Origin of the sequence: uncultured Pontibacter sp., from assembly GCF_947499215.1 — a bacterium.
GTDB lineage: Bacteria > Bacteroidota > Bacteroidia > Cytophagales > Hymenobacteraceae > Pontibacter.
In genome coordinates this window covers 1,107,538-1,133,167 of sequence record NZ_CANMNI010000002.1, presented here as the reverse complement: position 1 = coordinate 1,133,167, position 25,630 = coordinate 1,107,538, and the positions used below count along the sequence as shown (strand labels likewise).

At 48.3% G+C, this 25,630-nt stretch carries 18 protein-coding genes, 1 tRNA gene and 1 riboswitch; of the genes, 9 read left to right on the top strand and 10 right to left on the bottom strand.

Annotated features, from left to right (window positions below):
* Positions 1-258: 258 nt before the first annotated feature.
* The 3 genes from Q1A04_RS13130 to Q1A04_RS13120 form a co-directional block, all read right to left on the bottom strand.
* On the bottom strand, positions 259-1,551 hold the full coding sequence (locus Q1A04_RS13130; RefSeq protein ID WP_299706556.1) for a T9SS type A sorting domain-containing protein: 1,293 nt from the start codon (positions 1,549-1,551) through the stop codon (positions 259-261).
* A gap of 224 nt (positions 1,552-1,775) precedes the next feature.
* Positions 1,776-1,852 (bottom strand) — tRNA-Met (locus tag Q1A04_RS13125).
* Positions 1,853-1,936: 84 nt separating this feature from the next.
* The gene (locus Q1A04_RS13120) at positions 1,937-3,724 is read right to left on the bottom strand and encodes a BamA/TamA family outer membrane protein (protein WP_299706554.1); all 1,788 of its coding nucleotides are present in this window, start codon (positions 3,722-3,724) and stop codon (positions 1,937-1,939) included.
* Between the two features lie 210 nt (positions 3,725-3,934).
* Here Q1A04_RS13120 and hemW point away from each other — a divergent pair, with 210 nt between their 5' ends.
* The 4 genes from hemW (at position 3,935) to Q1A04_RS13100 (ending at position 7,467) form a co-directional block, all read left to right on the top strand.
* Positions 3,935-5,062, top strand: coding sequence for a radical SAM family heme chaperone HemW (hemW, locus tag Q1A04_RS13115; RefSeq protein WP_299706551.1), 1,128 nt, complete (start codon positions 3,935-3,937; stop codon positions 5,060-5,062).
* Positions 5,063-5,146: 84 nt separating this feature from the next.
* Positions 5,147-5,563 carry a hypothetical protein gene (locus Q1A04_RS13110; protein WP_299706549.1) on the top strand — a complete coding sequence of 139 codons (417 nt, stop codon included), beginning with the start codon at positions 5,147-5,149 and terminating at the stop codon, positions 5,561-5,563.
* A gap of 103 nt (positions 5,564-5,666) precedes the next feature.
* Positions 5,667-6,530, top strand: coding sequence for a DUF3575 domain-containing protein (locus Q1A04_RS13105; RefSeq protein WP_299706546.1), 864 nt, complete (start codon positions 5,667-5,669; stop codon positions 6,528-6,530).
* A gap of 166 nt (positions 6,531-6,696) precedes the next feature.
* Entirely contained in the window at positions 6,697-7,467 is a 771-nt protein-coding gene (locus Q1A04_RS13100; RefSeq protein ID WP_299706545.1) for a cyclase family protein, read from the top strand.
* Positions 7,468-7,661: 194 nt separating this feature from the next.
* On the opposite strand, the gene metF is transcribed toward Q1A04_RS13100, so the two are convergent.
* The 4 genes from metF to rplU all read right to left on the bottom strand — a co-directional run bounded on the left by metF (position 7,662) and on the right by rplU (position 13,595).
* On the bottom strand, positions 7,662-8,618 hold the full coding sequence (gene metF, locus Q1A04_RS13095) for a methylenetetrahydrofolate reductase [NAD(P)H] (protein ID WP_299706543.1): 957 nt from the start codon (positions 8,616-8,618) through the stop codon (positions 7,662-7,664).
* A 180-nt stretch (positions 8,619-8,798) separates the two neighbouring features.
* Positions 8,799-12,509: a methionine synthase gene (metH, locus tag Q1A04_RS13090; protein ID WP_299706541.1), complete on the bottom strand. Its 3,711-nt coding sequence runs from the start codon at positions 12,507-12,509 to the stop codon at positions 8,799-8,801.
* Positions 12,510-12,580: 71 nt separating this feature from the next.
* Positions 12,581-12,690, bottom strand: a riboswitch (SAM riboswitch).
* A 258-nt stretch (positions 12,691-12,948) separates the two neighbouring features.
* On the bottom strand, positions 12,949-13,218 hold the full coding sequence (gene rpmA / locus Q1A04_RS13085; protein WP_299706539.1) for a 50S ribosomal protein L27: 270 nt from the start codon (positions 13,216-13,218) through the stop codon (positions 12,949-12,951).
* A 68-nt stretch (positions 13,219-13,286) separates the two neighbouring features.
* On the bottom strand, positions 13,287-13,595 hold the full coding sequence (rplU, locus tag Q1A04_RS13080; protein ID WP_299706537.1) for a 50S ribosomal protein L21: 309 nt from the start codon (positions 13,593-13,595) through the stop codon (positions 13,287-13,289).
* A 646-nt stretch (positions 13,596-14,241) separates the two neighbouring features.
* On the opposite strand from rplU, the gene Q1A04_RS13075 reads away from it, so the two are divergent.
* The 4 genes from Q1A04_RS13075 (at position 14,242) to Q1A04_RS13060 (ending at position 20,837) form a co-directional block, all read left to right on the top strand.
* Positions 14,242-15,201 (top strand): ribonucleoside-diphosphate reductase small subunit, encoded by a 960-nt coding sequence (locus tag Q1A04_RS13075; RefSeq protein ID WP_299706535.1) that lies wholly within the window; start codon positions 14,242-14,244, stop codon positions 15,199-15,201.
* Positions 15,202-15,551: 350 nt separating this feature from the next.
* On the top strand, positions 15,552-17,933 hold the full coding sequence (locus tag Q1A04_RS13070) for a ribonucleoside-diphosphate reductase subunit alpha (protein WP_299706533.1): 2,382 nt from the start codon (positions 15,552-15,554) through the stop codon (positions 17,931-17,933).
* 138 nt (positions 17,934-18,071) lie between these two features.
* Positions 18,072-19,022 carry a restriction endonuclease gene (locus Q1A04_RS13065; protein WP_299706531.1) on the top strand — a complete coding sequence of 317 codons (951 nt, stop codon included), beginning with the start codon at positions 18,072-18,074 and terminating at the stop codon, positions 19,020-19,022.
* Positions 19,023-19,400: 378 nt separating this feature from the next.
* A complete protein-coding gene (locus Q1A04_RS13060) occupies positions 19,401-20,837 on the top strand; it encodes an amidohydrolase family protein (protein WP_299706529.1) in 1,437 nt (478 codons plus the stop codon).
* A 4-nt stretch (positions 20,838-20,841) separates the two neighbouring features.
* On the opposite strand, the gene Q1A04_RS13055 is transcribed toward Q1A04_RS13060, so the two are convergent.
* The 3 genes from Q1A04_RS13055 to Q1A04_RS13045 all read right to left on the bottom strand — a co-directional run bounded on the left by Q1A04_RS13055 (position 20,842) and on the right by Q1A04_RS13045 (position 24,092).
* Positions 20,842-21,390, bottom strand: coding sequence for a hypothetical protein (locus tag Q1A04_RS13055; RefSeq protein WP_299706527.1), 549 nt, complete (start codon positions 21,388-21,390; stop codon positions 20,842-20,844).
* 223 nt (positions 21,391-21,613) lie between these two features.
* Entirely contained in the window at positions 21,614-22,273 is a 660-nt protein-coding gene (locus Q1A04_RS13050; RefSeq protein WP_299706525.1) for an OmpA family protein, read from the bottom strand.
* Positions 22,274-22,430: 157 nt separating this feature from the next.
* Positions 22,431-24,092, bottom strand: a complete 1,662-nt coding sequence (locus tag Q1A04_RS13045; protein WP_299706523.1) for a T9SS type A sorting domain-containing protein — start codon at positions 24,090-24,092, stop codon at positions 22,431-22,433.
* A 473-nt stretch (positions 24,093-24,565) separates the two neighbouring features.
* Between Q1A04_RS13045 and Q1A04_RS13040 the strand changes: the two genes are divergently transcribed.
* Positions 24,566-24,976, top strand: coding sequence for an Hsp20/alpha crystallin family protein (locus Q1A04_RS13040; protein WP_299706521.1), 411 nt, complete (start codon positions 24,566-24,568; stop codon positions 24,974-24,976).
* The last annotated feature ends 654 nt before the right edge of the window (positions 24,977-25,630 follow it).

The following is a 25,630-nucleotide window of genomic DNA, read 5'->3' as shown; positions in this document are numbered from 1 at the left end:
CAAGGCAAAAGCGGCCTTCGGCACCGACACAGGAAGCAATAGGCAGGCACATCAAAATTAAACATCAGACTCCTATCTCCCGAACAGAGCCTATGTATGCTGTACTCCTGTATTGCGATGGCGTGTAAAAGGTTACAATACCAATCGCATATTTATGTATTTAGATGGACTAATATATGCATAATTACATCGATTCTCCTAATAACAAGAGAAAAGCCGCCTTGTTACAGGGCAGCTTCAACTCCATGAAAATTCTTTTTAGCGCTGCAGTAACACCTTCTGTTTCAGGTATAAATCCGGCGTTTGGAGCGATAAAATATAGATCCCATCCGGAAGCTGACTCAACTCCAAGGCAACAGGCTCGTTTAGTAGCTGGAAATTTTTACGATATACCTCACGCCCCTGCAGATTGAACAGCTTCAATTCTACTTTCGACAAGGGCATTTTGGCTGAAACGATCAATTGTCCGCGCCCCGGCTGAAGCGACATAATCACCTCGGGTGCTGTAGACTCCTCTGCCAGCACTACATGCAGCACATCGGAGTAGGGTGAGAAGCAGTCCGCCTGACGCACCCGCACGTCGTAAGTCCCCGCAACATCCAGCCGGATGGATTGGTCATGCGACTCAAGTAGCACGCCATCCCGCCGCCATTCATAATAGTCTCCCTGTATAGTTGTCCGCAGCTCTGTATTACCTACCTGCTCTATGGCAGGTTTATCAGGAACAGGCATTCCACTGATTTTGATTGGCTCGCTTGTATGTGTACAATCTCCGGAAGCAACCTTGCGCCTGAACCAAGTGGTGGTAGTGAGTTGGCCGGGCGTATAGTGCTGCATGTTGTTGGTGCCCGCTGCCGGGGCAAAACCTTCAGAGGCATTTGCTGTGCTGCTCTCCCACAGGTATACATAAGTGCCATCGGCTCCGGTTGGCATGCTGCCAGTTAGCGGCGCGGGTATAGTGCCCAAGCAAATCTGCTGATTCCCTTCTATGTTGTTATTGCTGATGGCATTCATCACCAGCACTTCTCTTCTAGATTGTTCGCTTTGACCACATTCGTTCGCAGCAACTACGGCTACGAAGCCTCCCTGACCTGAAACAGCTACCTCCAGCTGGCGTGTACCCTGCCCTGATACAATAGTCCAACTGGCAGGTATGGTCCAAGAATAGGATTTCGCACTGCTAACGACATCAACACTAAATGTGGCTCGCGCGCCTGCACAAATGCTAGCTGCACCTAATATTGCTCCGGGTTTTCCCGGAACCGAGCCAAACGCCACCTGCAACTCCCGACTTCCGCTACTCCCATACTGATTGTATGCCACTACACTAATAGTGCCGGCGGTACTGCCAGCCCTAACCGTAATCTGTGTCGTTGCCTGTCCCGTTATAATTGACCAACCCGCGGGCAATGTCCAAGCATAGGAGATCGCACCTGCCACAGGATCAATAGAGTAAGAGATTGTCTGATCGACGCACACGGTCGTTTCCCCCTTTATGGCCTCGGGGGTGGCAGGGGCATCAATAGCCAAGACCACCTTCGTATATGGCAAGGTATAAGAAGCACCCGCTGAAGCAGGGGGTAAGCATAACAATAAAGAGGAGGCAAGAAGTAGAAATGCTTTCATCCGGTAATCAAAGATATAGTCTAGGCAATATAGCAAATCAGCTACATTATAATTTTAAACTTTGCCACAATACTTTGTTAGCGGATATAATCTATAGAAGGGCTATAAAAAGCAAAAACCCTGAACCGTTTCCGATTCAGGGTTTTCCTTGGGTAGCGGGAACAGGACTCGAACCTGTGACCTTTGGGTTATGAGCCCAACGAGCTACCAACTGCTCCATCCCGCACTGTTATTGTGTTACAAAAGTAGTACAAACATACTTACCATGCAAGCTATACTTACCAAAAACCACAAAAAAAGTTGCCCAGTTTTAAAACTTACTGGTGATGCCAAAGTGTATCTTCGAGGCTCTCAGCGACATACGCTGCTGTTCTGAGTGGCCCAAAGAATAAACCAATTGAAAAATTCCTGCTCCGGTGCTGAAACTTATACCGCCGCCCACTCCCAACGGCAGGCCTTCCGCCTTCGAAGTCTCCAAGTCACTGCGGTAGTACCCCTGATCGTAGAAGAGCAGTACATAGGAATCCTCGGCTGTGAACAGGCGATACTCTAATGTACCAACCCCATAAGTAGAGGCGAAAAAGAAAAATTCATCAAAGCCCCGTAAAGAGGCTAGTCCTCCCAGCCGATACATGTCGTTCAGGAATATCTGATCATTGAGCAGCGCCTCCCCACGCAACCGCGCCAAGAGGGCGCTGTTTTTGCCCATCCGGAAGAAATTCTCAAACCGCACACCCAGACTCAACTGCGTGGTGTTAATATCCAAGGTGTCGTAAAACTCTTTTTCCAGACTTGGGTTGCGCAACAGCTTTTTGCGACCTGCTGCCAGCTGCAGCTCCACAAGACGGCCCTTGCGCGGGAAATAGAAGTCGTCGAGGTTATTCCAGAGGTAATTCAAGCCATAGGTGTTGGTACGGGCATCGGCCAAATCCAGAGCACGCAGGCTTTGCGGGTTGGCCGAGGAGAGGATGCGCGAGTTGCGCCACTCGGTGAACACGCTGAAGCGCCCATACCGGATGGTGTTATATGCCAGCTGCACGCGGGGCTGCACCGTGATGAAGCTCGAGTCCTGTTTCAGTAGTCCAAAACGGGTGCCTAGCTCGAAGGGCGTGCCGAAGAGGTTCGGGTGCAGGTACTCACCGTTCAGAATCACAGAACCCTTGTTGACGCGCCGCCACTGCAGACCCAGTTGTTTGCCGCTGCCTTTGATGTTGCGGATGTTCATGTTGGCCTCACCCGTGATCAACAGCTTGTTACCGGTTCGGCTTGGGTCAGGCAAAAAGCCCACCACGCCGTCAAGTTGATTGGCCTGCCGGTCCTCAAGGAAGTATACCACCCGGGCCTTATCGCGGGCAAACTGCACCTGCGGCGGACGAATGACTTTTAGGTATGGCAGCGCCGTAAGCATGCGCTGCGAAGCGAGCACCTGATCCTGATTATAAGGCTGCCCCGGGTATAACTGCAGGTAGCGCATCAGAAACTTTGGCTGCGTCTTGCTGCCGCCCACCACCTGCAACGTGTCGTAGGTTACCACAAAAGCCTTTTCGACCATGAGGGAGGCGGATATACGATTGCCTTCAATTTTGACGGAGTCCAGCCAGACGGAGGCAAAGGGGTAGCCGTTTCGCTCGGCGTAATCGAGTATGCGCTGCTGCAGCTTTACATACTCCGCTGGCTTAAAGGGCACACTCCGGTAAAACTTCTCCCGAAAGCCCGACTCGACCAGTATACCCTCGCTCATGTTGCCGTTGCGCAGTTCGGCCCAATCGAAGCGGTTGCCGATGTGCAGTTTCACGTGGAGCGTATCGCCGCGGGTATAGGAGCTGTCGGCCGAGGCTAGCAGGAAGGCATCCTGATGCAGCCGTTGCACCAGTGCCCGCACTTCCTTTCGGGCCTCCACGGTGTCGGCAAGCTGGGACTGGTAGTTGTATTGGCGGAGCACTTGCCGGTCATTTTCGGAGGTGTGCACTTGCAGCACTGCCTTCGCCTGTACTACCGGCTTCGGAACCGGCTGCGGCGGCACGAGAAGCGTGTCCTGTGCCTGCGCCAAAGGCAGCCACACGATTAAGCACCAGACTAAGGCAGCGATTTTGTACATTTGCGCAGGTAATGTGCTAATTTGTTAATGTGGTAATTTGATAATCTTTTAATTGCCTGATTCATCAGCCATAAGATGCACTTTAGCAAAAGTAAGGATAAAGCATTAAATGTTTCTTCCTGCTTCTGCAATAGGGATTGAACAATTCATCGCCTTTATACATTCATTCATTAGCACATGATCACATCATCTAACTAGCATATTAAAATCTTGTCCGGCATATACCTTCATATTCCCTTTTGCAAGCAGGCCTGCCATTACTGCGACTTCCACTTCAGCACCTCCATGGGGCACAAAGAAGCCACTATACAGGCCATCGCCCAAGAGTTGGAGTTGCGCCGTGACTATTTGCAGGGACAGGAAGTACGCACCATCTATTTCGGCGGGGGCACGCCTTCGCTGCTCACACAGGCGGAGCTAAGCCTTCTTCTGCAAACCATCAAAGATCTGCTTATAGTTTCGGAGGATGCTGAAATAACACTGGAGGCCAACCCGGATGACCTATCGCAGGAGAAGTTGCAGGAGCTAAAAGGGGCAGGTGTAAACCGACTGAGCATTGGCCTGCAGTCGTTCCATGAGCCGCATCTGCGTATGATGAACCGCGCTCATAATGCCACCGAAAGTCTTCAGTGCGTACGCGACGCACAGACAGCCGGCTTCGACAACATCACCGTGGACCTTATCTACGGTATACCTGCGCCGGACCACAGCATTTGGCTGGAGGACCTGCAGACACTTTTCTCCCTGAACGTGCAGCACGTTTCCTGTTATGCCCTCACCATTGAGCCCGACACCGCTTTTGGACGCTGGAGCAAGAAAGGATCGTTTAAGCCCTCGGAAGATGAATTTACGGCACAGCAGTTCGAGATCCTGCTGGAGCAGATGAAGCAGCATGGCTATGTGCAGTACGAAGTTTCAAACTTCTGTAAACCGGGTTCTGAGTCGAAGCACAACAGCAACTACTGGCGTGGGGTGCACTACCTCGGGGTGGGGCCAAGCGCGCACTCCTTCAACGGCCATACCCGGCAGTACAACGTGTCTCATAACAGAAAGTATACGGAGGTTATTAAGCAGCAACTTATACCTTGCGAAGTGGAGGAACTCACGCTTGCCGACCAAGCCAATGATTACCTGCTCACCACACTGCGCACCATCTGGGGCTGCGACTTGCAGGTGATGCGCGACAGGTATGGGTATGATGTGCAGGCATCGCATCAAGTTTACCTGCAGGAACTCAGCCAGAAAGGTTTAGCCTCCATAGAAAATGACGTGCTATACCTGACGGATCAGGGTAAATTGCTGGCTGACCAGATCACACTCGACTTGTTCGTGGAATAAGTATTTTATGCGATACTTGAAAACGATTTATTTTGTAGATTTGATGGTGAAAGATTTACTTCCTAGGCACCTACCACCCTATCTATGCAGCTATTGGAAACACTCTACCAAAATGACCTAAGCAGGATCGCCATTGATCGTGCTAACAAGGTAATAAGCAACACGTGGCTCAGACCGGTGGGCCACGAGGAAATGGTGCAGACCGCCCAGAAGATCAACGAGTTTTTACACGAGAACAAGGCAGACAAGCTGCTGCTGAGCGCCCTCGAAATCGGCAAATTGCTTCCCCACACAAAAGAGTGGCTCTCAACCACCTATTACAAATCACTATCGGAACTAGGCATTAAAAAACTGGCGCGGGTACTTCCCGAAAATGTGTTTAACAGACTTTCATTTGAAGCCGTTATGACACGGGCTGAGGCTCTGGGTGCTGTTAATTTTGAAGTGAAAAATTTCACCAGCGAGGCAGCTGCCCTGCTATGGCTTCGTGACAACTCTTAAATTCCATTTCTTTTTGAGGGGCAACCACACACATAGCATGGTAATTTAACCTGATATGTTATTTTACATAGCTATATATTTATATTTGCAAAAAAACTTGTTCATGAAAACACTTTTTACCCTTCTTTTCTCTTTATCAGTGGTGCAATCTTTTGCGCACACAGATCCCAAGCCTGTTGCTGTAACAGGAGACACATTGCAGGTTATACCCGCTTCCGCTGCATATAGCGTTACAGCTGCCAACGGTATTTCAGAGTCGATCGTCCCTTACAGAAAGAACACGGTAAAGGTGAACCTCTCCTCGCTGGCTTTCAACAACTACAGTTTAAGCTATGAGCGCTCCTTTGCCCAAAAATTCTCTGCTGTTGCCGGTTTCAGCATGATGCCCGAAACCAAAGCGACCTCTATTTTCGTGGTAGACAAAGCCATAGACAAGTGGATGAGCGAAGAGGAGGATCTTATAAATGACCTCAGCACTTTTAACATCGCTAACAGCACGCTTACCGGTGAGGTGCGCTACTACGCAGGTAAGCATCCGGGAGCGCGCGGTTTCTATGTATCGCTGTACGGCCGCTACATGAACACCTCTATAAATTACCCGCTCGAATACGAGTCTAGTAGCGAAAATGTATACACCCTGCCTTTCGACGGAAAAATTCAAGGCATCGGGGGCGGCTTGATGATCGGTGCCCAGTGGCTGCTTTACAAAAACTTCACGCTTGACTGGTACATTCTGGGCGCTCACTACGGCAGAACCACCATTGACCTGCCAGCCAGAACTGACCTAAGCACCATGACGGAAACTGAGAAACAAGAACTGAAGCAGGATTTCGAGTCGTTGAACGAAGATTTTGATGGTAGAGCCAGCATAAAGGCCAATGTTACCGATCAGGGTATTGACGTCAAAGGAAATGCTCCTTTCGCAGGCGTACGAGGCTTTGGTTTTAACATAGGCTATACCTTCTAGGTAAGGCCGGGCAGCTTACCAGAGAAGCATATCCGTTTCTCTAGTAAGCTGTAGTTTTGCATAAGGAGGGAAGCAACTTCGTTATCCGGACAGAGAAGACATCTGCACGATTTAACGAGCATGTTTCCCTCTTTTTATTTTATACTTGCTAAAAACAGCCTGAGCCATGCAAGCCTCCATCACATACAGCGACCAACCCTATACCTTCGACCCGACGGAGCCGCTGGACATCTCCATGCCGCTGCACGACAAACAGCCGCAGCCAGAGTGCTTCTGGGCGGAACCTGTAGCGTTTGAGGTGATCAGGGTAGGAAACTTTGTGGGAAGCGTGGCAGAAGGAGGAAGCACGAACTACAAACGAATACACGTAACACCCCACGGCAACGGTACCCATACCGAATGCTATGGCCACATCTCTGCCGACGAACATGCTACCATTCACAATTGTCTGAAGCGCTTCCTGTTTGTAGCACAGCTCATCACAGTGCAGCCGCAAAAGCAGGAGAATGGTGACGAAGTAGTACTGCTGGAAGATGTAAAAGCCAAGCTGCAAGGCATAAAATGCGAGGCCGTTGTGCTACGCACGCTACCCAATACCGACGAGAAGCTTACCCGCCACTATTCTGGCACTAACCCGCCTTATTTGGAGCCTGCCATCGGACAGTACCTCGCCGAGAAAGGTATACAGCACTTGCTGCTCGACCTGCCCTCCGTAGACCGTGAACTAGACGAAGGCAAGCTGCTCTGCCACCACGCTTTCTGGCAGTACCCGAAAAACACACGCTGCGGTGCCACCATCACCGAGCTGATCTATGTGCCAAATCACATCGACGATGGGCTATACCTGCTCAACATCCAAATTGCGAGCCTACAGCTTGATGCCAGCCCCAGTAAGCCTGTGCTGTATAAGCTGTCGCCTGTTTTCCCGACTTTGTAAGACTCATTCTTTTGCCAGTTAGCGATCTTGTTTTATAGCCGATAAGACGTTCCGAAAGCTTTCGGTATCCTCGGCTCAAAGGTCTGGGACGCACTGTGAGGTGGTGCGGCAGGTATAGCTATACCCACTAAAAAAGAAAAGCTGGAGCCAAGAGCCCCAGCCTTAAGGTTAGGTTTAGTTTAGTTGAGGTTTCTTTAGAAAAGCGCTTCGGCAACTTTCCGCACTGACTCTGACTTGCCCATCGAGTAGTAATGCAGACAGGGCACACCAAACTCCATCAGCTCTTTTGACTGCTGTATCGCCCACTCCACACCCACCTGCGCGGCGGCTTTGTTATCCGGACAGGCTTCTACGGCATCCGCTAGATCGCAGGGAATCTCGATATGGAACAGACTCGGCAGGAGGGTCAGCTGCGTTTTGGTGGTCATGGGCTTCAAACCCGGAATGATCGGCACGTTTATACCTTCTTCGCGACAGCGCTTCACAAAATCAAAATACTTCTGGTTATCGAAAAACATCTGGGTGACGATGTATTCTGCGCCCATTTCTATTTTCTTTTTCAGCCAGCGGAGATCGGAAGTCATGTTGGGAGCTTCAAAGTGCTTCTCCGGATAGCCTGCCACACCAATGCAAAAATCGGTACTGTTGTGGTAGGCTTGTTCATCATCCAGATAGCACCCGTTGTTCATGTTAACGACCTGCCCTATCAACTCGGAAGCATAATTATGCCCATCAGGTTCCGGCATAAAGCGTTGCTCACTTTTCACACAGTCTCCGCGCAACACCAGCACATTGTCTATACCCAGAAAGTGCAGGTCGATCAGGGCATTTTCTGTTTCCTCTTTGCTGAAGCCACCGCAGATCAGGTGCGGCACCGTGTCTACTTTGTAGTGGTTTTGGATGGCCGCACAAATGCCTACCGTACCCGGACGCTTGCGCGTGGTGCGTTTCTCCAGCAAACCGTTTTCCCGCTGCTTGTAGATGTACTCTTCGCGGTGATAGGTCACGTCGATAAAAGGCGGCTTGAACTCCATCAGCGGGTCAATATGACTGAAGAGGGTCCTCATGTTCTCGCCTTTGAGGGGTGGCAGGATCTCGAAGGTGAACAAGGTCTTGCCATTGGCGTTCTGGAAGTGCTCGGTTACTTTCAAGGTATGTATGGATGGTTTACCTCACCCCAGCCCTCTCCTAAAAACAGGAGAGGGTGAATTCGAAGATGAGGAATGGTGAATGATTCTTTAGTTTTACTATCATTGCTATTTCAGAGTAAGTACCTGAACCAGCATTCTAACTCCCTCTCCTGTTTTTAGGAGAGGACCGGGGTGAGGTTTCTACACCACTTGCTGCGCCACTGGTTTTGGCTCGTAATTCAGGTTTGGCGAGAGCCAACGTTGCAGTTCCTCTTTGGTCATACCTTTGCGCTGGGCGATGTCGGCCACTTGGTCTTCGCCTATCTTGCCGAGGCCAAAGTAGCGGGAATCCGGATGCGAGAAGTAAAGACCGCTCACCGAGGATGCCGGATGCATGGCCAAGTTCTCCGTTAGGATTACACCAGTCTCCTCTGCATTCAGCAAATTGAACAGCGTGATCTTTTCGGTATGATCTGGGCAGCCGGGGTAACCGGGAGCCGGGCGTATACCTTTGTACTGCTCTTTGATCAAGCCGTCATTGTCCAGCTGCTCCTCCGGCGAGTAGCCCCAAAGCTCCTTGCGAACCTTCTGGTGCATGTGCTCTGCAAAAGCTTCGGCTAAGCGGTCGGCCAAGGCTTTGACCATGATGCTGCGGTAATCGTCGTGCTCGGCTTCGTACTGCTCCAAGAGCTTCTCGATGCCAAATCCGGCCGACACTACAAAGCCGCCAATGTAGTCGGCTATACCTGTTTCTTTCGGAGCCAAGAAATCGGAGAAGGCGAGGTTGGGCACGTTAGCGCCTTTCTTACCCTGCTGTCGCAAGGTATGGAACTCGGTTAGCACGTTTTCACGTGAATCATCGGCGTATACGGCAATTGTGTCGACGGCCTCCACGTTGGCCGGATAGAAACCAACCACAGCGCGGGCTTCGAGCAATTGCTTGTCCACGATCTCCTGCAGCATAGTCTGTGCATCGGCAAACAGCTTGGTTGCTTCCGCTCCCAGTTCCGGATCGTTCAGAATTTTCGGATACTGCCGCTTGAGCTCCCATGTATGAAAGAAAGGCGTCCAGTCGATGTAAGGGATAATTTCCTGCAGCGGATAGTTGGTGTATACCTTGTTGCCGATAAAGCTTGGCTTGGTCACTTCTGTCGCAGCCCAGTCTACCTGATATTTATTGGCCCGTGCCTCGGCTATACTAGCAAAAGCGCGGTCTTTCGTACGGTTCAGGTGGTCTTCGCGCAACTTCTCGTATTCGGCCTTGATCTCGGCGATGTAACTATCGCGGTTGCTGCCCAACAGATTGCTCACTACCGTCACGCTGCGGGAAGCGTCGTGCACGTGCACTACCGGACCGCTATACTGCGGCGCAATTTTTACGGCCGTGTGTACCCGTGAGGTAGTCGCGCCACCGATCAAGAGCGGAATCTTCATGCCCCGGCGCTCCATCTCCTGCGCCACGTATACCATTTCGTCTAAAGATGGTGTGATCAGGCCGCTTAGGCCCAGTACATCGACTTGCTGCGCTTCGGCTTCTGACAATATCTTGTCCAGCTGCACCATCACACCTAGGTCAATCACTTCATAATTGTTGCAGGCCAGCACCACACCCACGATGTTTTTACCGATGTCGTGCACGTCACCCTTCACAGTAGCCATCAGAATAGTGCCCGCCGTTGACTTGGACGTGTCGGACGCCAGCTTCTCCTGCTCCATGAACGGCAAAAGATAAGCCACTGACTTTTTCATCACGCGGGCGCTCTTCACTACTTGCGGCAAAAACATCTTGCCAGCTCCGAACAAGTCGCCCACCACCTGCATACCTGCCATCAGTGGTCCCTCAATCACATCGAGTGTCTTCGTGGCTCTCTGTCGTGCTTCCTCCGTGTCTTCGTCTATGTAGTCGACAATCCCTTTTACCAGCGCATGCTTCAGTCTTTCTTCTACAGGAGCCTCACGCCAAGCATTGTCGGCGGCCGTGGCTGTTTTGCCTTTTCCTTTGATCGTCTCGGCATAGTTCACCAGTTTCTCGGTGGCATCCGGATGGCGGTTGAAGATGACGTCTTCGATCAGATTGCGGAGCTCGAGCGGCACTTCCTCGTAGATTCCCAGCATACCCGCGTTCACGATACCCATGTCCATACCTGCCTGCACGGCGTGGTACAAGAATATCGTGTGCATGGCTTCGCGCACCAAGTCGTTGCCCCGGAAGGAGAAGGACAGGTTGCTCACACCGCCGCTTACCTGCGCATGAGGAAGGTTGGCCTTGACCCACTTCACCGCCTCGATGTAGTCGACGGCGTAATTGTTATGCTCCTCTATACCTGTGGCAATGGCCAGTATGTTCGGGTCAAAGATGATGTCCTGCGGCGGGAAGCCTACTTCGTCTACTAAGATGCGGTAAGAGCGCTCGCATATCTCAATGCGGCGTGAGAGGGTGTCGGCCTGACCCTGCTCGTCAAACGCCATCACGACTACAGCCGCCCCGTATTGGCGCACTTTGCGGGCAAGTTTTTTAAAGGCTTCTTCGCCTTCTTTTAGAGAGATGGAATTGACGATACTTTTACCCTGCACACATTTCAAACCGGCTTCAATCACGCTCCACTTGGAGGAGTCGATCATGATGGGCAACTTGGCAATATCGGGTTCGGAAGCGATCAGGTGGAGGAAGTCGGTCATGGCCTGCTCCGAGTCGAGCATACCTTCGTCCATGTTCACGTCGATGATCTGGGCGCCGCCCTCTACCTGCTGACGGGCAACGGAAAGGGCTTCTTCGAACTTACCGTCGACGATCAGGCGGGAGAATTTCTTGGAGCCGGTGACGTTGGTGCGCTCGCCGACATTCACAAAAAGGGTATCAGAGGTAATGGTGAGGGGCTCAAGGCCGCTGTAGCGGGGAAGAGGGGCTACTGGAGAGGGAACGTGCGGCTTATACCTGCGCACTAGGTCTGCGATTACTTTGGTGTGTACTGGCGTCGTGCCACAACAACCACCCAGTACGTTTACCAGTCCCTCCTTCAGGTATTCCTCCACAATGGCGCCCATCTGCTCGGCGGTCTCGTCGTAGCCGCCAAAGGCATTCGGCAAACCGGCATTCGGGTAGGCACTGATGTAACAATTGGATATGCGGGATAGCTCTTGGATGTGGGTCTTGAGTTGGCGGGCACCCAAGGCACAGTTAAAGCCCACGCTTAGGATCGGTGCATGCGAGATCGAGTTCCAAAAAGCCTCCACCGTCTGCCCGGACAAGGTGCGGCCACTGGCGTCGGTGATCGTGCCGGATACCATGATCGGGAGTTCTTTGCCGCCATCGTTTACGTGCTGCTGTATCGCGAACAAGGCTGCTTTACAGTTTAGCGTGTCAAACACGGTTTCAACCAACAGCAAATCAGCGCCGCCGTCTACCAGTCCGCGCACCTGCTCGTAGTAGGCATCCACCAACTGGTCGAAGGTAATGGCACGGTAGCCGGGGTTGTTCACATCCGGGGAGAGGGAAGCCGTGCGGTTGGTCGGACCGATGGCACCGGCTACGAAGCGTTTGTGCGATGGGTCTTTCGCTTCTACTTCATCGGCAGCTTCACGGGCGATCCTTGCCGATTCATAGTTCATTTCATACACCACATGCTCCAAGCCATAGTCTGCCATCGCAATGCTGGTTCCGCTAAAGGTATTGGTCTCGATGATATCAGCGCCGGCTTCGAGGTACTCGGTATGAATGGCTTTGATGATATCAGGCCTTGTGATAGAGAGCAGGTCGTTGTTGCCTTTCAGGTCGGATGGATGATCCTTAAAGCGCTCGCCCCGGAAATCGGCTTCGGTGAGCTGGTAGCGCTGAATCATGGTACCCATAGCGCCGTCGAGCACGAGCACGCGCTCCTGCAGCAAGGTATGGATCGGATGTGATTTGGTCATGTTGGTGTTCCCCCTCTTAGTTAAGTCTACATACGCGCTTATCAAGAAGGACACCCAAGGTAGGATATACTCTCTTATCTTTTCCCGGCCAAGGTATGGCTGAGAAGGGAATTAGCACCAAGCTGGTACAAGGTTGCTAAGACGTCATAGGGCCCTGTCCCTCGGTCTTTCTTGATAAGAATGCTGCAAAGATACATACTTATCCGTAAAAGGCGAATTTTGGTTGCGTCAGGATAGGAAGATAGCGGGAGGATGTGCGGAATCAGGGCTTTCAACCACGCACAAAAGGTATAAAAACAGAAAGGGACACCAGAAGTGTCCCTTTCCTAAAAGAGTTTAATTGTTTTCACTCTATAACTCTTTATACCTTCTTATACGTGAGCAAAACAAAAAGGGCTACCGTAGTGGCAGCCCTTTTTGTTTTCAGTATCGGTCAGAATTAAGCTTCTGCTTCTACTTTAGGAATTACAGAAACGAATGAACGGTTCTTAACGCCTTTTTTGAATTGAACTACACCATCAACCATAGCGAACAGTGTGTGGTCTTTGCCCATACCCACGTTTACACCCGGGTGGTGTGCAGTACCTCTTTGTCTTACAATGATGTTACCAGCGATGATATCCTGGCCACCGTAAATCTTAACGCCAAGTCGTTTAGAATGCGACTCACGACCGTTGTTAGAACTACCAGCTCCTTTTTTGTGTGCCATTTTATTTAACTATTTACTCAGGGTGATGAAACACCTGAAAAATTCAACGTTTAATTTCTTCTTACTGCTTAACCAATGCTCTCGATCAGGACTTTCGTGAAGTGCTGGCGGTGACCATTCTTCTTGCGATAGCCTTTTCTTCTCTTCTTTTTGAAAACGATTACTTTGTCACCTTTCACGTTGCCAAGGATTTTACCAACCACTTTAACACCGCTAACGAAAGGAGCACCTACAGTAAGCGTGCCGTTATCATCAGTAAGAAGAACATTGGTGAACTCAACGGCGTCACCATCATTGCCGGAAAGCTTGTTAGCGTAGATGAACCTTCCGGCCTCTACTTTGGTCTGTTGACCTGCGATTTCTACAATTGCGTACATCAGCTTCAATGTATGATTTAAAAAATTTTAAGTCTGCAAAATTAGTGCTCTTAAATTTAATATGCAAATCATTGTTCTTTAATTCCTTCTGATTTTTCAACCCTTATGCACAACTATGTGGATAACGATGTTGAAATCTCAAACCCATAATTTTGCACCCTTTGAAAACGCACATAACACACTAATCTGCAGCACCTTGATTACTTTCCGAAAAAACCATGTTTTCCACACCTGCTTGACAAATCGAAATAAACCCTCCTCTTAAAGACCGACTCAATTAGTTAAGTTTTGGATTTTACTATCTAAAAATACCGCTAACTCTTTAGCAAGCCGACTAATGTTGCATTTTTCATAATTTAACAATGATTTAATATTGGGTTTGCTATATTTCAACAATTATATATGTCAACAATATCATGTTAATAAGCATGTGAATTAAATGGCAAAAATCACATAATCAAACACTTAACAAAGTGTTAATAAATTGAACAACTTTAGCCGGCCAATTCAAGTTCTTATCACTATATTTGAAAACCTGTTACCTTAAAGTCACTCACCAAATGGTGTCTCGGCAACTAAGTTTGACACTATATAAAACAGTAACGAAGTGTCGCTGTTAGTTTAAATAACATTAAAGTTTACGCGCATGGAGCCAATACTACAAGAAAACCCGAATCGCTTTGTTTTATTCCCGATACAGCACGACGAGGTGTGGCAGATGTATAAAAAGGCAGAGGCCAGCTTCTGGACCGCCGAGGAAATCGACCTGTCGCAGGACCAAAAAGACTGGGAAAACCTGAATGACGGCGAACGCCATTTCATCAGTCACGTCCTGGCTTTCTTCGCCGCTTCGGACGGCATCGTAAACGAGAACTTGGCCATCAACTTCATGCAGGAAGTACAGCTTCCGGAGGCCCGTTGCTTCTATGGCTTCCAGATCATGATGGAGAACATCCACGCTGAGACTTACTCCCTGCTGATCGACACCTATATAAAGAAGCAGTCTGAAAAGGATTACCTGTTCAACGCGCTGGAAACAGTGCCTTGCGTGAAGAAGAAAGGCGAGTGGGCACTTAAGTGGATCAACAGCGAGAACTTTACAGAACGTCTGATCGCTTTTGCGGCTGTGGAAGGCATTTTCTTCTCCGGTTCTTTCTGCTCTATTTTCTGGCTCAAGAAACGTGGTCTGATGCCGGGTTTGACCTTCTCTAACGAGCTTATCAGCCGTGATGAGGGCCTGCACTGCGATTTCGCCTGCCTGCTCTACTCTATGCTGAACGAAAAGTTGCCTGAGAGCCGCGTGCACGAAATTATCCGCGATGCGGTAGAATTTGAGCAGGAGTTCGTAACGGACGCATTGCCAGTCGACTTGATCGGCATGAACGCCAAGCTGATGAGCCAATACATCGAGTTTGTGGCTGACCGCCTGTTGGTGTCGCTGGGTTGCAGCAAGATCTATAACGCAACCAACCCATTCGACTTCATGGAGATGATCTCGCTGCAGGGCAAGACCAACTTCTTCGAAAAGCGTGTGGCAGAATACCAGAAAGCCGGCGTGATGGGCGACAAAGACAAAAATGTTTTTTCGCTCGACGAAGACTTTTAACAAACTGAAATACTTAGTAAGTTTAAGAGATAAAGGGCGCCGGGCATCAGGCTCGGCCCTTTCTTAATTACCTTGAATACTCCGTTGCAGGTATGGCTACTTTCGTGACTGTTTCTGGCACCGGAATCAAACGCTGGCATTAACCGCCAGATGGGGCGTTCGCCCCAGCAATCTGTAAAAGCAATTGGCTTTAGCTGTTAAAGTATAGTATTTCAACGGATTACGTATATATTCACGTATCTCCCTATGAAAATATTAGCATGTTTCAACCCGTTGCATCGGCATCGGTTCCTTTATACCTACACCTTATAATTAACCCGGGCATTTGACTCCCGCTAAATGTATACGCTATGTTAGTAGTTAAACGAGACGGCAGACGCGAATCCGTCAAATTCGACAAAATTACCGCACGCATCGAGAAGCTGTGCTATGGTCTGAACATGGACTATGTGTCGCCAATTGAGGTGGCTAAGAAAGTGATTGACGGTATTTACGACGGTGTAAGCACGATCGAGCTGGATAACCTAGCCGCGGAGACAGCCGCTTCGCTCACGACCAAACACCCGGACTACGCGGTGCTGGCGGCACGTGTGGCCATTTCGAGCCTGCACAAGGTAACGAGCAAGTCGTTCTCCAACACCATGAAGCGCCTCTATACCTACGAGGACCCGAAGACGGGTGAGAACGCTTCTTTGCTGGCTAAAGATGTGTATGAGATCATCCGTAAGCATGCCGCTACGCTGGACTCGACCATCATCTATGACCGGGACTACAACTACGACTATTTTGGATACAAAACGCTGGAGCGTTCCTACCTGCTTCGCCTTGATGGCAAGATTGTGGAGCGCCCGCAGCATATGTTGATGCGTGTGGCCGTGGGTATCCATAAGGAAGACATCGAATCTGCCATCGAGACTTATAATCTCATGTCTGAGAAGTGGTTTACGCACGCCACACCAACATTATTCAATGCCGGTACGCCAAAGCCGCAGCTGTCTTCGTGCTTCCTGCTTACTATGAAGGACGACAGTATACCGGGCATCTACGACACGCTGAAGCAATGTGCGCAGATCTCGCAGAGCGCCGGTGGTATTGGCCTAAGCATTCACAACGTGCGTGCAACGGGCTCTTACATCAAAGGCACCAACGGTACGTCTAACGGCATCATCCCGATGCTGAAAGTGTTCAACGACACGGCTCGCTACGTGGACCAAGGTGGTGGTAAGCGCAAAGGCGCTTTCGCGATCTACCTGGAGCCTTGGCATGCTGACATCTTTGAGTTCCTAGAGCTGAAGAAGAACCACGGCAAGGAAGAAAACCGCGCCCGTGACCTGTTCTACGCCCTCTGGACGCCAGACTTGTTCATGAAGCGTGTGGAGCAAAACGGCGACTGGAGCCTGTTCTGCCCGAACGAAGCACCAGGCTTAGGCGATACGTGGGGACAGGACTTTGAGCGCCTGTACGAGAAGTATGAGCGCGAGGGCCGTGCCCGCAAAACCGTGAAAGCGCAAGACCTGTGGTTCGCTGTGCTGGAGTCTCAGATCGAGACAGGTACGCCTTATATGTTGTATAAGGATGCCGCCAACAGCAAGAGCAACCAGCAGAACCTCGGCACAATCAAGAGCTCTAACCTCTGCACCGAGATCATGGAGTACACCAGCGAAGACGAAGTAGCGGTTTGTAACCTCGCTTCTTTGGCGCTGCCACGCTACGTGAAAGAGGAGAACGGCCACAAGGTGTTCGACCACCAGAAGCTGTTCGACGTGACCTATCACGTGACCATGAACCTGAACAAGGTAATCGACATCAACTACTACCCGGTGCCTGAGGCAAAAAACTCTAACATGCGCCACCGTCCGATCGGTTTGGGTGTGCAGGGCTTGGCTGATACCTTCATCTCTCTGCGTATGCCGTTTGAGAGCGACGAAGCACGTGGTCTGAACAAGGACATCTTCGAAACAATCTACTTCGCTGCCATGACAGCCTCTAAGGACTTGGCTAAGAAGAATGGTACTTACGAGACATTCAAAGGATCGCCACTATCAGAAGGTAAGTTCCAGTTTGACATGTGGGGTGTAACACCAGACAGCGGCCGCTGGGATTGGGAAGAGCTGCGTCAGGAAGTAGTGAAGCATGGAGTACGCAACTCTCTGTTGCTGGCCCCTATGCCGACTGCCTCTACTGCTCAGATCTTGGGTAACAACGAGTCGTTCGAGCCTTATACCTCTAACATCTACCTGCGTCGTGTGCTTTCAGGTGAGTTCATGATCGTGAACAAGCACCTCCTGAAGGACCTCATCGGCTTGGGTCTGTGGAATGACAAGATGAAGCAGGATATCATCGCAGCCAACGGCTCGGTACAGGACATCCCGAACATCCCGCAGAACATCAAAGACCTGTATAAGACGGTATGGGAGATCAGCCAGCGCACGGTGATCGATATGAGTGCTGACCGCGGCGCTTACATCTGCCAGAGCCAGTCGCTGAACCTGCACGTAATGAACGTAAACTTCGGCAAGCTGACTTCGATGCACTTCCACGCTTGGAAGCGAGGTTTGAAGACAGGCATGTACTACCTGCGCACCAAAGCCGCTGTAGACGCTATCAAGTTCACGGTAGAGAAACAAGCCGCTGAGACCCTGCAGCCAGTCTACAACAACCAGGACCAGAATCGCAACGACATGAGTTGCTCCCTGGATAACCCAGACGCTTGCGAAGCTTGCGGATCGTAAATAACTGAAGAAGGAGGGCTTACTGCCCTCCTTCTTTTTTACCCTACCTAAGTGTACCTTGTGTTACCACTGATTCCTCGTCAGTGGATGGAATTATGTTGTCTTGACTTTTAGCTGAATTAAACTTTTCATTTAAAAATGAACCCATATATAATATCTAAGGAAATATTAGATTCTATAAGAGAGTGTATACTTTCAATCTTCTGGCCCAAGAAGGATGTGATAGACTTTTTCAAATCATGTGGTTGTTCATCCAATATTCTAAACTTGGTTTATAATAAAAAGGATGAATTGTCAAGGAAAGCAATCATAGATTTCATTATAGAAAATCTATGTAATAATACACATAATGGAATAATACCGTTAAGAAGTATCATTCATGAATTAGAAGGGTGGTCATCCTTTAACAATATTCATTTTGCAGCCGGTGGAAGCTTAGATATACAAAAAGCAAAAGACGCGATTAGGCATCTAAAAGAGCTACAAGAAGCTAAAGGCTTACAAATTAGTGCGGCAATAAAAAAACGACAGGAGCTCGAAAATGAGGCACAGAAAATAATAAGAAGAGATAATCTTAAGAGAAAGTACCACCTCCTCTATAAATGCATGGATGAGGATGGGATAGAAATTAGCTCTCAGAGACGGGGATACTTGTTGGAGGAGTTCTTAATGGAATTAGCCATTTATGAAGGACTCACAATTGCTGAGCATTACAAATTGAGCATCCCTGGCGAGCAAATTGATGGAGTATTGAAGCATGATGGCCACTATTACATTATTGAAGCAAAATGGCAGGAAAAGCTAATTGCTTCAAATGCTTTATATCAATTTGCCAATAAAGTCAACGGCAAAATGGATGGGAGAGGAATCTTCATATCAATAAATGGCTTTTCTTATACGTCAGTTGAGGCACTAACTAGAGGCAAACCCATCAATTGTATATTGATAGATGGAGATGATTTAGCGCTTATTGTTGGAGGGCAATACACTTTCCCAGAGGTACTGGACCAAAAAATTAAGGCAGCTCAAATGATGGGTAATATCTATGTAAATGTGTATGACTTAAAAAATAAATGCTTAGCTGCTTAGCTACTGTTAAATCAGAGACTTCCTCAAGGCCTACCCTTCATAATTACAAAGGGTGGGCCTATTTTAGTAAGCTTACTGGAACAACTACTTATATATTACAAAAAGCCTTTACTTCCTCAACCTTTACCTAGCTATAATATAGCTTATTAATCGATTCAAATCCAGAATCAGTTTAAATTCTCATTTAAATCTACCATTAGTGATGGTTATCTGATACATTAAGTTATATCATAATATGAACTGACTACAAGAATTCACTCAAGTATACCGCCCCATAACTAAACCACCCAACCCACAACACGAAACAATTTGCTTCAGTAAAAGCTTTTATACCTGAAAAGTAGAATAGGCTATACCTCACCATACTGCAGCAAACTTGTGAGCACACAACCTGACCAGAACGACCGGAACCAGTCCCGCATAAGCCGTCGCAGCTTCTTAGGCAAGTCTATGCTACTAGGGGCAGCGGGAGTTGTAGGTTATACCGGGGCCTTCGCACGTGTAACAGAACAAGGCGCCCCGGAACAAGACCAAGGCCTTCCGCCACAAGGCCATTACCTCATCAAAAACGCATACGTGCTCACCATGGACGCAAAACTGGGCGACTTAAAGCAAGGCGATGTACTGGTGCAGGATGGTGAGATAAAGCAAGTGAGCCAGAACCTGAACGCCGCTGGCGCAGAGGTACTGGCAGGCGATGGGATGATCGTGATGCCGGGCCTCGTTGAAACACACTGGCACCTCTGGACCTCGCTGCTCCGCAGCATGGCGGGTGATACAGAAGGTCGTGGCTACTTCTCTGTCACCCGCACAGTAGGACAGCATTACACCCCTGAAAGCATGTATACAGCCAGCCGCTTGGCAATCGCTGAAGCCATCAGCTCCGGTATAACCACCTTACACGACTGGAGCCACAACGCAAGAAGCCCGGAGTTTGCGGAGGCGAGCCTGCAGGCCTTGCGTGAGGCAGGTATACGGGCGCGCTACTCACTTGGCGTGCCCGCAGGAAAAGGCGGTGTGGTAGACCTGCAGCTGCTCGAAAGATTGAAAAGAGACTGGAACAAACTCGCCAGCGACACATTGCACCTCGGCTTGGCTTGGCCGGGTATAAACGATAGAAGGGAACAAGGTATAAAGGAGTTGAAAACCGCTCGCCAGCTAGGGATTCCGGTATCTGTCCATGCCAGCAGGGCAGGAGTGATTAGCGGGCTCATGCAAGAGCAACTGCTCTTTAAAGGCATGCAGCTTATTCATTGCAAGGATGCCACATCAAGTGAGATACAGGGTATAGCAAAGGCGGGTGCTGTAGCCAGTTTATCGCCATTTTCGGAGTTGCGAATCGGGTATGGCATTCCTCCCGTTAAAGAACTGCTAGATGCCGGCGTCACGCTTGGTATATCAGTAGACACCACCACCCTCACTGGCAATGCTGACCTTTTTGCCACACTAAAGCTGCTTCTGAACTTGGCCAATGCTCTTAATCGAAGTGAATTTGCGCTAAGTGCCAAACGCACACTGGAAGTCGGTACGCTCGAAGGTGCACGCTCTCTCGGCCTTGCGGAGCAAACCGGCTCGTTAAGTCCCGGGAAACGCGCCGATCTGATCATGCTTTCGGCTAATACCTTAAATGCAGGATATGTTACGGCACCGCACCAGCTTGTTGTGGAGGCCATGCAACCAGCCAATGTGCATACGGTCATGATAGACGGGAGAATAGTGAAAAGAAATCACACTCTTACTCACCTCAACAAGGAAAAGATTATGGCAGAAGCCCAAACTGAGTTCGAAAGGGTAATGGGAAAAAGCGGCTGGTAACACGCTAGGTAGCAAACCGGTTCTGAGGAACGGCCATTTCGGATGGTTCCAGCAGCCATTCCATAGCCTCTTCTAAGTGCATAAAATCACGAAGGATAAGGCTGAGATCAAACGTATACCCTTTGTTAATCATAACCTCTACAGCTTTGCGGTTTTCCTCAAATTGGGAGGGTATACGGGCAAGTCGTTTCAGAGAGCTTTTAGCCATCTGCGGCACATGTACCTCTAAGCTCCATTTTAGATCTGCAGGGGATACGCTTCCCATTAATCGATCATCAGCCAGCCATCTTACCAATGAAAAGCGGTTGATCATTTCATGGCACAGAAGATAAGCTTCTCTTAATTCCGCCCCTTGCAAGCGGCCTCTCCACTCGGCTTTGCCTAATTGGAGATGTTTATCGTAAGAAAGCTTGACAAAGCTGTTTTGAAAGTAAAGTTGCATGAGGAGTGCCCCCTTGAAAAAAATAAGTAAAAAGAAGCTGTTTAAAGGTTGAAGTGGTACTGCTCCTGCAAATAAATCCGGGGTGCAAATATACTCAGTTGCAGTATACATACGACAAATGAAGTTGCACTTTTACTTTAGGGGGCTACAAAATATGCCTCCAGCCATTACAAAATTACACAGAGCGCTAGGAGCTCTATCCAGTCTGTGGTTTAAGGCAGGCTACTTGGCATAGGGAAAATAGCATTGAGGTATATTGCCCCATAAAAAACGCTTGGCTCTTATCTTTAAAGATAAGAGCCAAGCGTACTGAATACAAATTACCAGCAACTCACTAAGGTTGCATGCCTTGTCCAGCATCAGTTCTAGTCGCCACTACCACCGCTACACGACGATTCTTCTGACGCCCTTCTTCAGTCTCATTAGTAGCTCTTGGTCTGGACTGTCCTGCTGCTTCAATTGTCATGCGGGAGGCAGCAATGTCAGTATTTTTCTCCAGCCAGTTTTTTACGGCATTCGCACGGTCCTCAGCCAGCTTTTCGTTATAAGCGGCACTAGCGGTAGAGTCCGTATGCCCTATTATTCTGATGGGCCCACGGCTGCTCAGGTCATTTATAGATTCCGCTATACTGCGTAGCTTATCTTCGGCTCCGGCACGTAACGTAGCCTTGTCCACGTCAAACAGCACCCTGTCATCCATGGTGTAGACTGTATAGCCCGGGTTGCTTCGAACTTCCACATCGCGGTCCTGTACGTTTTGGTCTGTCACCACAGGGGCATCATAGTCCACATTCGACCAGAAACTATCATCTACGCTAATTATTTCAGCGCCATCTGCCTCTGTCACACCCGGCATATCGCCATACATTACAGCTGTGTCGGCCGAGGCCATCTCCTGCACATCTTCAGCATTTTCAACTCGTTTATCGGTCTCGCTGCAGGCTGTAAAAGCACTCGCAGATACAAAACAGGCTAATGTTATTATTTTTCTCATATCTTATTTAGTTGTTAGTCCTATTAAAACCTACGCTGCCACACATGATTCGTTCAACAAACCACAGCATATGTTTACTAACTCAGGTAGAAGCGGCTTAAAAAACAAAAGGACCAGCTTAACGCTAGTCCTTTCCATATCGATATATTGTTTATACTTATCGCTTCACAAATCTGAAAACTTCTTTGTTCACTCCAGTAATCACAGTAACAAAGTATATACCGCTCTGCAAATGTTGTACGGGCACCACTACTTGGCGGTCTGAGGGGTTTTGCACGGCTGCTAGTTGCTTTCCAGCGATATCAGCGACTAGTATGGTCACTTGCTCATCCGTACGCGTCAATCTAACTGTGACGTCGTTTGTAGCCAAGGTAGGATAAACGGCAGATGCAGACGCCAGTGTTAGGTTTACAGCGATGGTTTTAGAGTATTCCGAAGTGCCGTCGAAGTCAATCTGCTTTAGACGATAGTAGTTTGTGCCAGAGGCTGCTTTAGCATCACGGAAGCTGTAGTTTTGCACCAAAGATGTTGTGCCGACTTTACTTTCCACGAAACCTATGTTTTTGAAAGTCTTGCCATCAGTAGACACCTGCACTTCAAACCCCTTATTATCTTGCTCTGAAGCTGTTCTCCAAGTTAAGTTTATGCCATCTGCGTTAGCTTGCGCCTTGAAAGATACTAGCTCCACTGGCAACGCTACTATTCCCTGAGATGTAACATTAAGTGATGACTCGTCATAGCATACTGACGAGATAGGGGTTATGATAGCACGGAAATACGTATCAGCACCCGGAGCACTTACAAGGTTAAATGTCGCAGGGGAAGCCGCAGGCGCTTCAGTAATACCCAATATTGTGGTTTCATTATTTCTAACACTCTGCCACATAATACTCACGGCATGGCCTTTTCCAAAAAGCTCTGAATTCAGTTTTAACGTACCGGGTTTGCCTACTTCTAAATTCTCATTTACAAATTCAGTCAGCCCGAACAGGATAGGGTTTACTGTAACTGTTACCGGCACTCTGGCACTTTCACAGCCATTGCCATTTACGGTGCTCACGTAGTATGTGGTCGTGTTTTCTAAAACAGGAGTAGTGTAGTTGGATGTTTCGGCCAAAACTGTACCTCCTGTAGAAGCGCTGTACCACTTGTATCCGCCTCCAACAGGAGCTCCACTAGCTCGCAAAGTCTCACTTCCTCTTCCGCAACGGCTTACTGAATTGGTAGTAGGCTCTGCTATAACAGTACAAGCTCTTGTTATAGCTATTTCATCTATATAAAGATACTCGTTGTTAGTGTTACTTTCATTCAGAATACTGTTGACATAGAAAGAGAAGTATTCGGTTTGAACGCTACTCACAGTCAATGTAGTTGTGAAATTTGTATAGCCAGCAACTGAAGCGCTAATGACATTACTTGGAGCTACACCAGCTATATTTGTTCCACCCGTATTACCTGCAATCTGAACTGAAGCCCCTCTTTGGAAACGTATCTGAGCATCCTGCGCAATAGTCCTAGCCCTAAATGAAATTCGGTAAGTCGTGCCCGGGTAAAGCGTGATAGGGGCTTTGATTGTAATAAACCCTGTATACCCTCTAGAGGCGCCACTACCGTTACTACCTCTTATGCTGAGGTGGCTCTCTGTTGTGGAGTTGACTATAGAAACCGGTTCGTCAGGTTTGAAAGCCTTAGTGAAGCTGAATCGCAGACTGGAGGTATCTGCTGGAGAAGTAAAGCTGTTTCTGTAGATATCAACTTGCGCTTGGGCAGGTCCTAATAAAACTAAAATTGCAATGATAATGATGTAAATGTGTTTCATAACTTGAGTGTATATGCTCTTTTCTATGTAAGAAGCATGCCAACAAGCTATCGCTCTATTCTATTTTAATAAAGTCCTACATGATACGGAAACCCTCAATTATCTTGTATACCTAATATAATGTATAACAGCACCTTGTAGCAAACCCCACTTGTACTCCTCCTACATAAACTTCAATAAATACAGTTGTAAAATTGGCTTTAAATAAGACATTAAATTACAAAATTCCATACTTGGGAAGAATTGCACCGTTTTGGGAACATTTAAGCTCTTTTTAATTATTCTCTATTGCACTAAAATTCAGCACTAATCGCCAAAATAAAGTTTCAATTAAACTACACCATCGCTAATAGGCCACTTCGAATTATATGCCCAAAACAGGTCATACTGACACAATTAGAAGATTAGCATTACGCTAGAACAAGTCAATTTGTCGTGTTGGGGTCTTGGCACCTGATTTGCATCAAAATTTGATGAAAACTTTAGAGGAGAAAGAAATGAAAATAATAAAGAATAAAGAGTTTTTAAGAAGTATTGCTCATCAAATTGACTTGCTTAACACACTGGGTGGAGGGGTAAGCGAAACATATACAGAGATAAAGAAAAAGAAGAAGGGAGCCGTTATACGCGTGTGGGCTGCTGGTGTGAGCCCAGAGGCATTTAGGGTGGTGTTACATCAGAATCAAATCACCGTTTTTTCTGTGCTTCAAAATGAGGAGAATCCAGAGATGGCTATTCCGATGTTTACGCGCATCTTTATGCTGCCGCCGCAGGTTGATTTAAGCCGCATAGAGGCTGTTTATAAAAATGGAGAACTCCGCGTGAAGTTACCTTACCATGATTCGGCTCTTAACCCGCATCAGATCGACATCAAACATCTGTAATAAGCTGGGGCTATCGGCGGGGATGGTCTGTGCGCCACCCAACCACAAATATGATTACCCATACGGCAAAAAAAGGAGTGAATACCGCCGCTAAATATGGATCCACAGTTACAGAAACCACTAACTGTATCAGAAAAGTTGCCAAAGCCCCCCAAAAGGCTATTTTATAATATTTATTCCAGTCTTTCATTTTGTGACTCTACAAAAAAATACCCGGCTTAGGGCCGGGTATTCATTAATCTGAACGCTTCCGCGCGCGATATCTTTTTTTCTACTATCAGCGGTGGATCGTCTTCTTTCGAAATCACTAGCGTATACTTGTTATTGGCATCCTGATAATAGATTAGCGTCTGAAGATCTTCATAGCCAATGCTAAAGATCTTCCGCGTCTTATCACCATAGTTGAAATAGTGATTGTCTAATTTAACATTCTTCAATAACCTCATATCCCTACAATCATCTGGTATTTTAACGGGCTAAGCCGCTAAAATTGTTTCACTATATTACTCAGGTGCAATCATATTCTTTTAATCTTACTACAAATTGCACTTATTTTACTCACATAACACCTCGGACTTAATGCCCAACGCTATATATGTGCTTCATTATTAATAGCAAATACTACACCAATACACCTGTATAGCTGTACAAAAT

Bases quoted from the DNA above. Each gene is read 5' to 3' on its own strand.
- Q1A04_RS13120 (WP_299706554.1), bottom strand. From the start codon at position 3,724: ATGTACAAAATCGCTGCCTTAGTCTGGTGCTTAATCGTGTGGCTGCCT.
- Q1A04_RS13110 (WP_299706549.1), top strand. From the start codon at position 5,147: ATGCAGCTATTGGAAACACTCTACCAAAATGACCTAAGCAGGATCGCC.
- Q1A04_RS13105 (WP_299706546.1), top strand. From the start codon at position 5,667: ATGAAAACACTTTTTACCCTTCTTTTCTCTTTATCAGTGGTGCAATCT.
- Q1A04_RS13100 (WP_299706545.1), top strand. From the start codon at position 6,697: ATGCAAGCCTCCATCACATACAGCGACCAACCCTATACCTTCGACCCG.
- metH (WP_299706541.1), bottom strand. From the start codon at position 12,509: ATGACCAAATCACATCCGATCCATACCTTGCTGCAGGAGCGCGTGCTC.
- rpmA (WP_299706539.1), bottom strand. From the start codon at position 13,218: ATGGCACACAAAAAAGGAGCTGGTAGTTCTAACAACGGTCGTGAGTCG.
- rplU (WP_299706537.1), bottom strand. From the start codon at position 13,595: ATGTACGCAATTGTAGAAATCGCAGGTCAACAGACCAAAGTAGAGGCC.
- Q1A04_RS13075 (WP_299706535.1), top strand. From the start codon at position 14,242: ATGGAGCCAATACTACAAGAAAACCCGAATCGCTTTGTTTTATTCCCG.
- Q1A04_RS13070 (WP_299706533.1), top strand. From the start codon at position 15,552: ATGTTAGTAGTTAAACGAGACGGCAGACGCGAATCCGTCAAATTCGAC.
- Q1A04_RS13065 (WP_299706531.1), top strand. From the start codon at position 18,072: ATGAACCCATATATAATATCTAAGGAAATATTAGATTCTATAAGAGAG.
- Q1A04_RS13055 (WP_299706527.1), bottom strand. From the start codon at position 21,390: ATGTATACTGCAACTGAGTATATTTGCACCCCGGATTTATTTGCAGGA.
- Q1A04_RS13050 (WP_299706525.1), bottom strand. From the start codon at position 22,273: ATGAGAAAAATAATAACATTAGCCTGTTTTGTATCTGCGAGTGCTTTT.
- Q1A04_RS13045 (WP_299706523.1), bottom strand. From the start codon at position 24,092: ATGAAACACATTTACATCATTATCATTGCAATTTTAGTTTTATTAGGA.
- Q1A04_RS13040 (WP_299706521.1), top strand. From the start codon at position 24,566: ATGAAAACTTTAGAGGAGAAAGAAATGAAAATAATAAAGAATAAAGAG.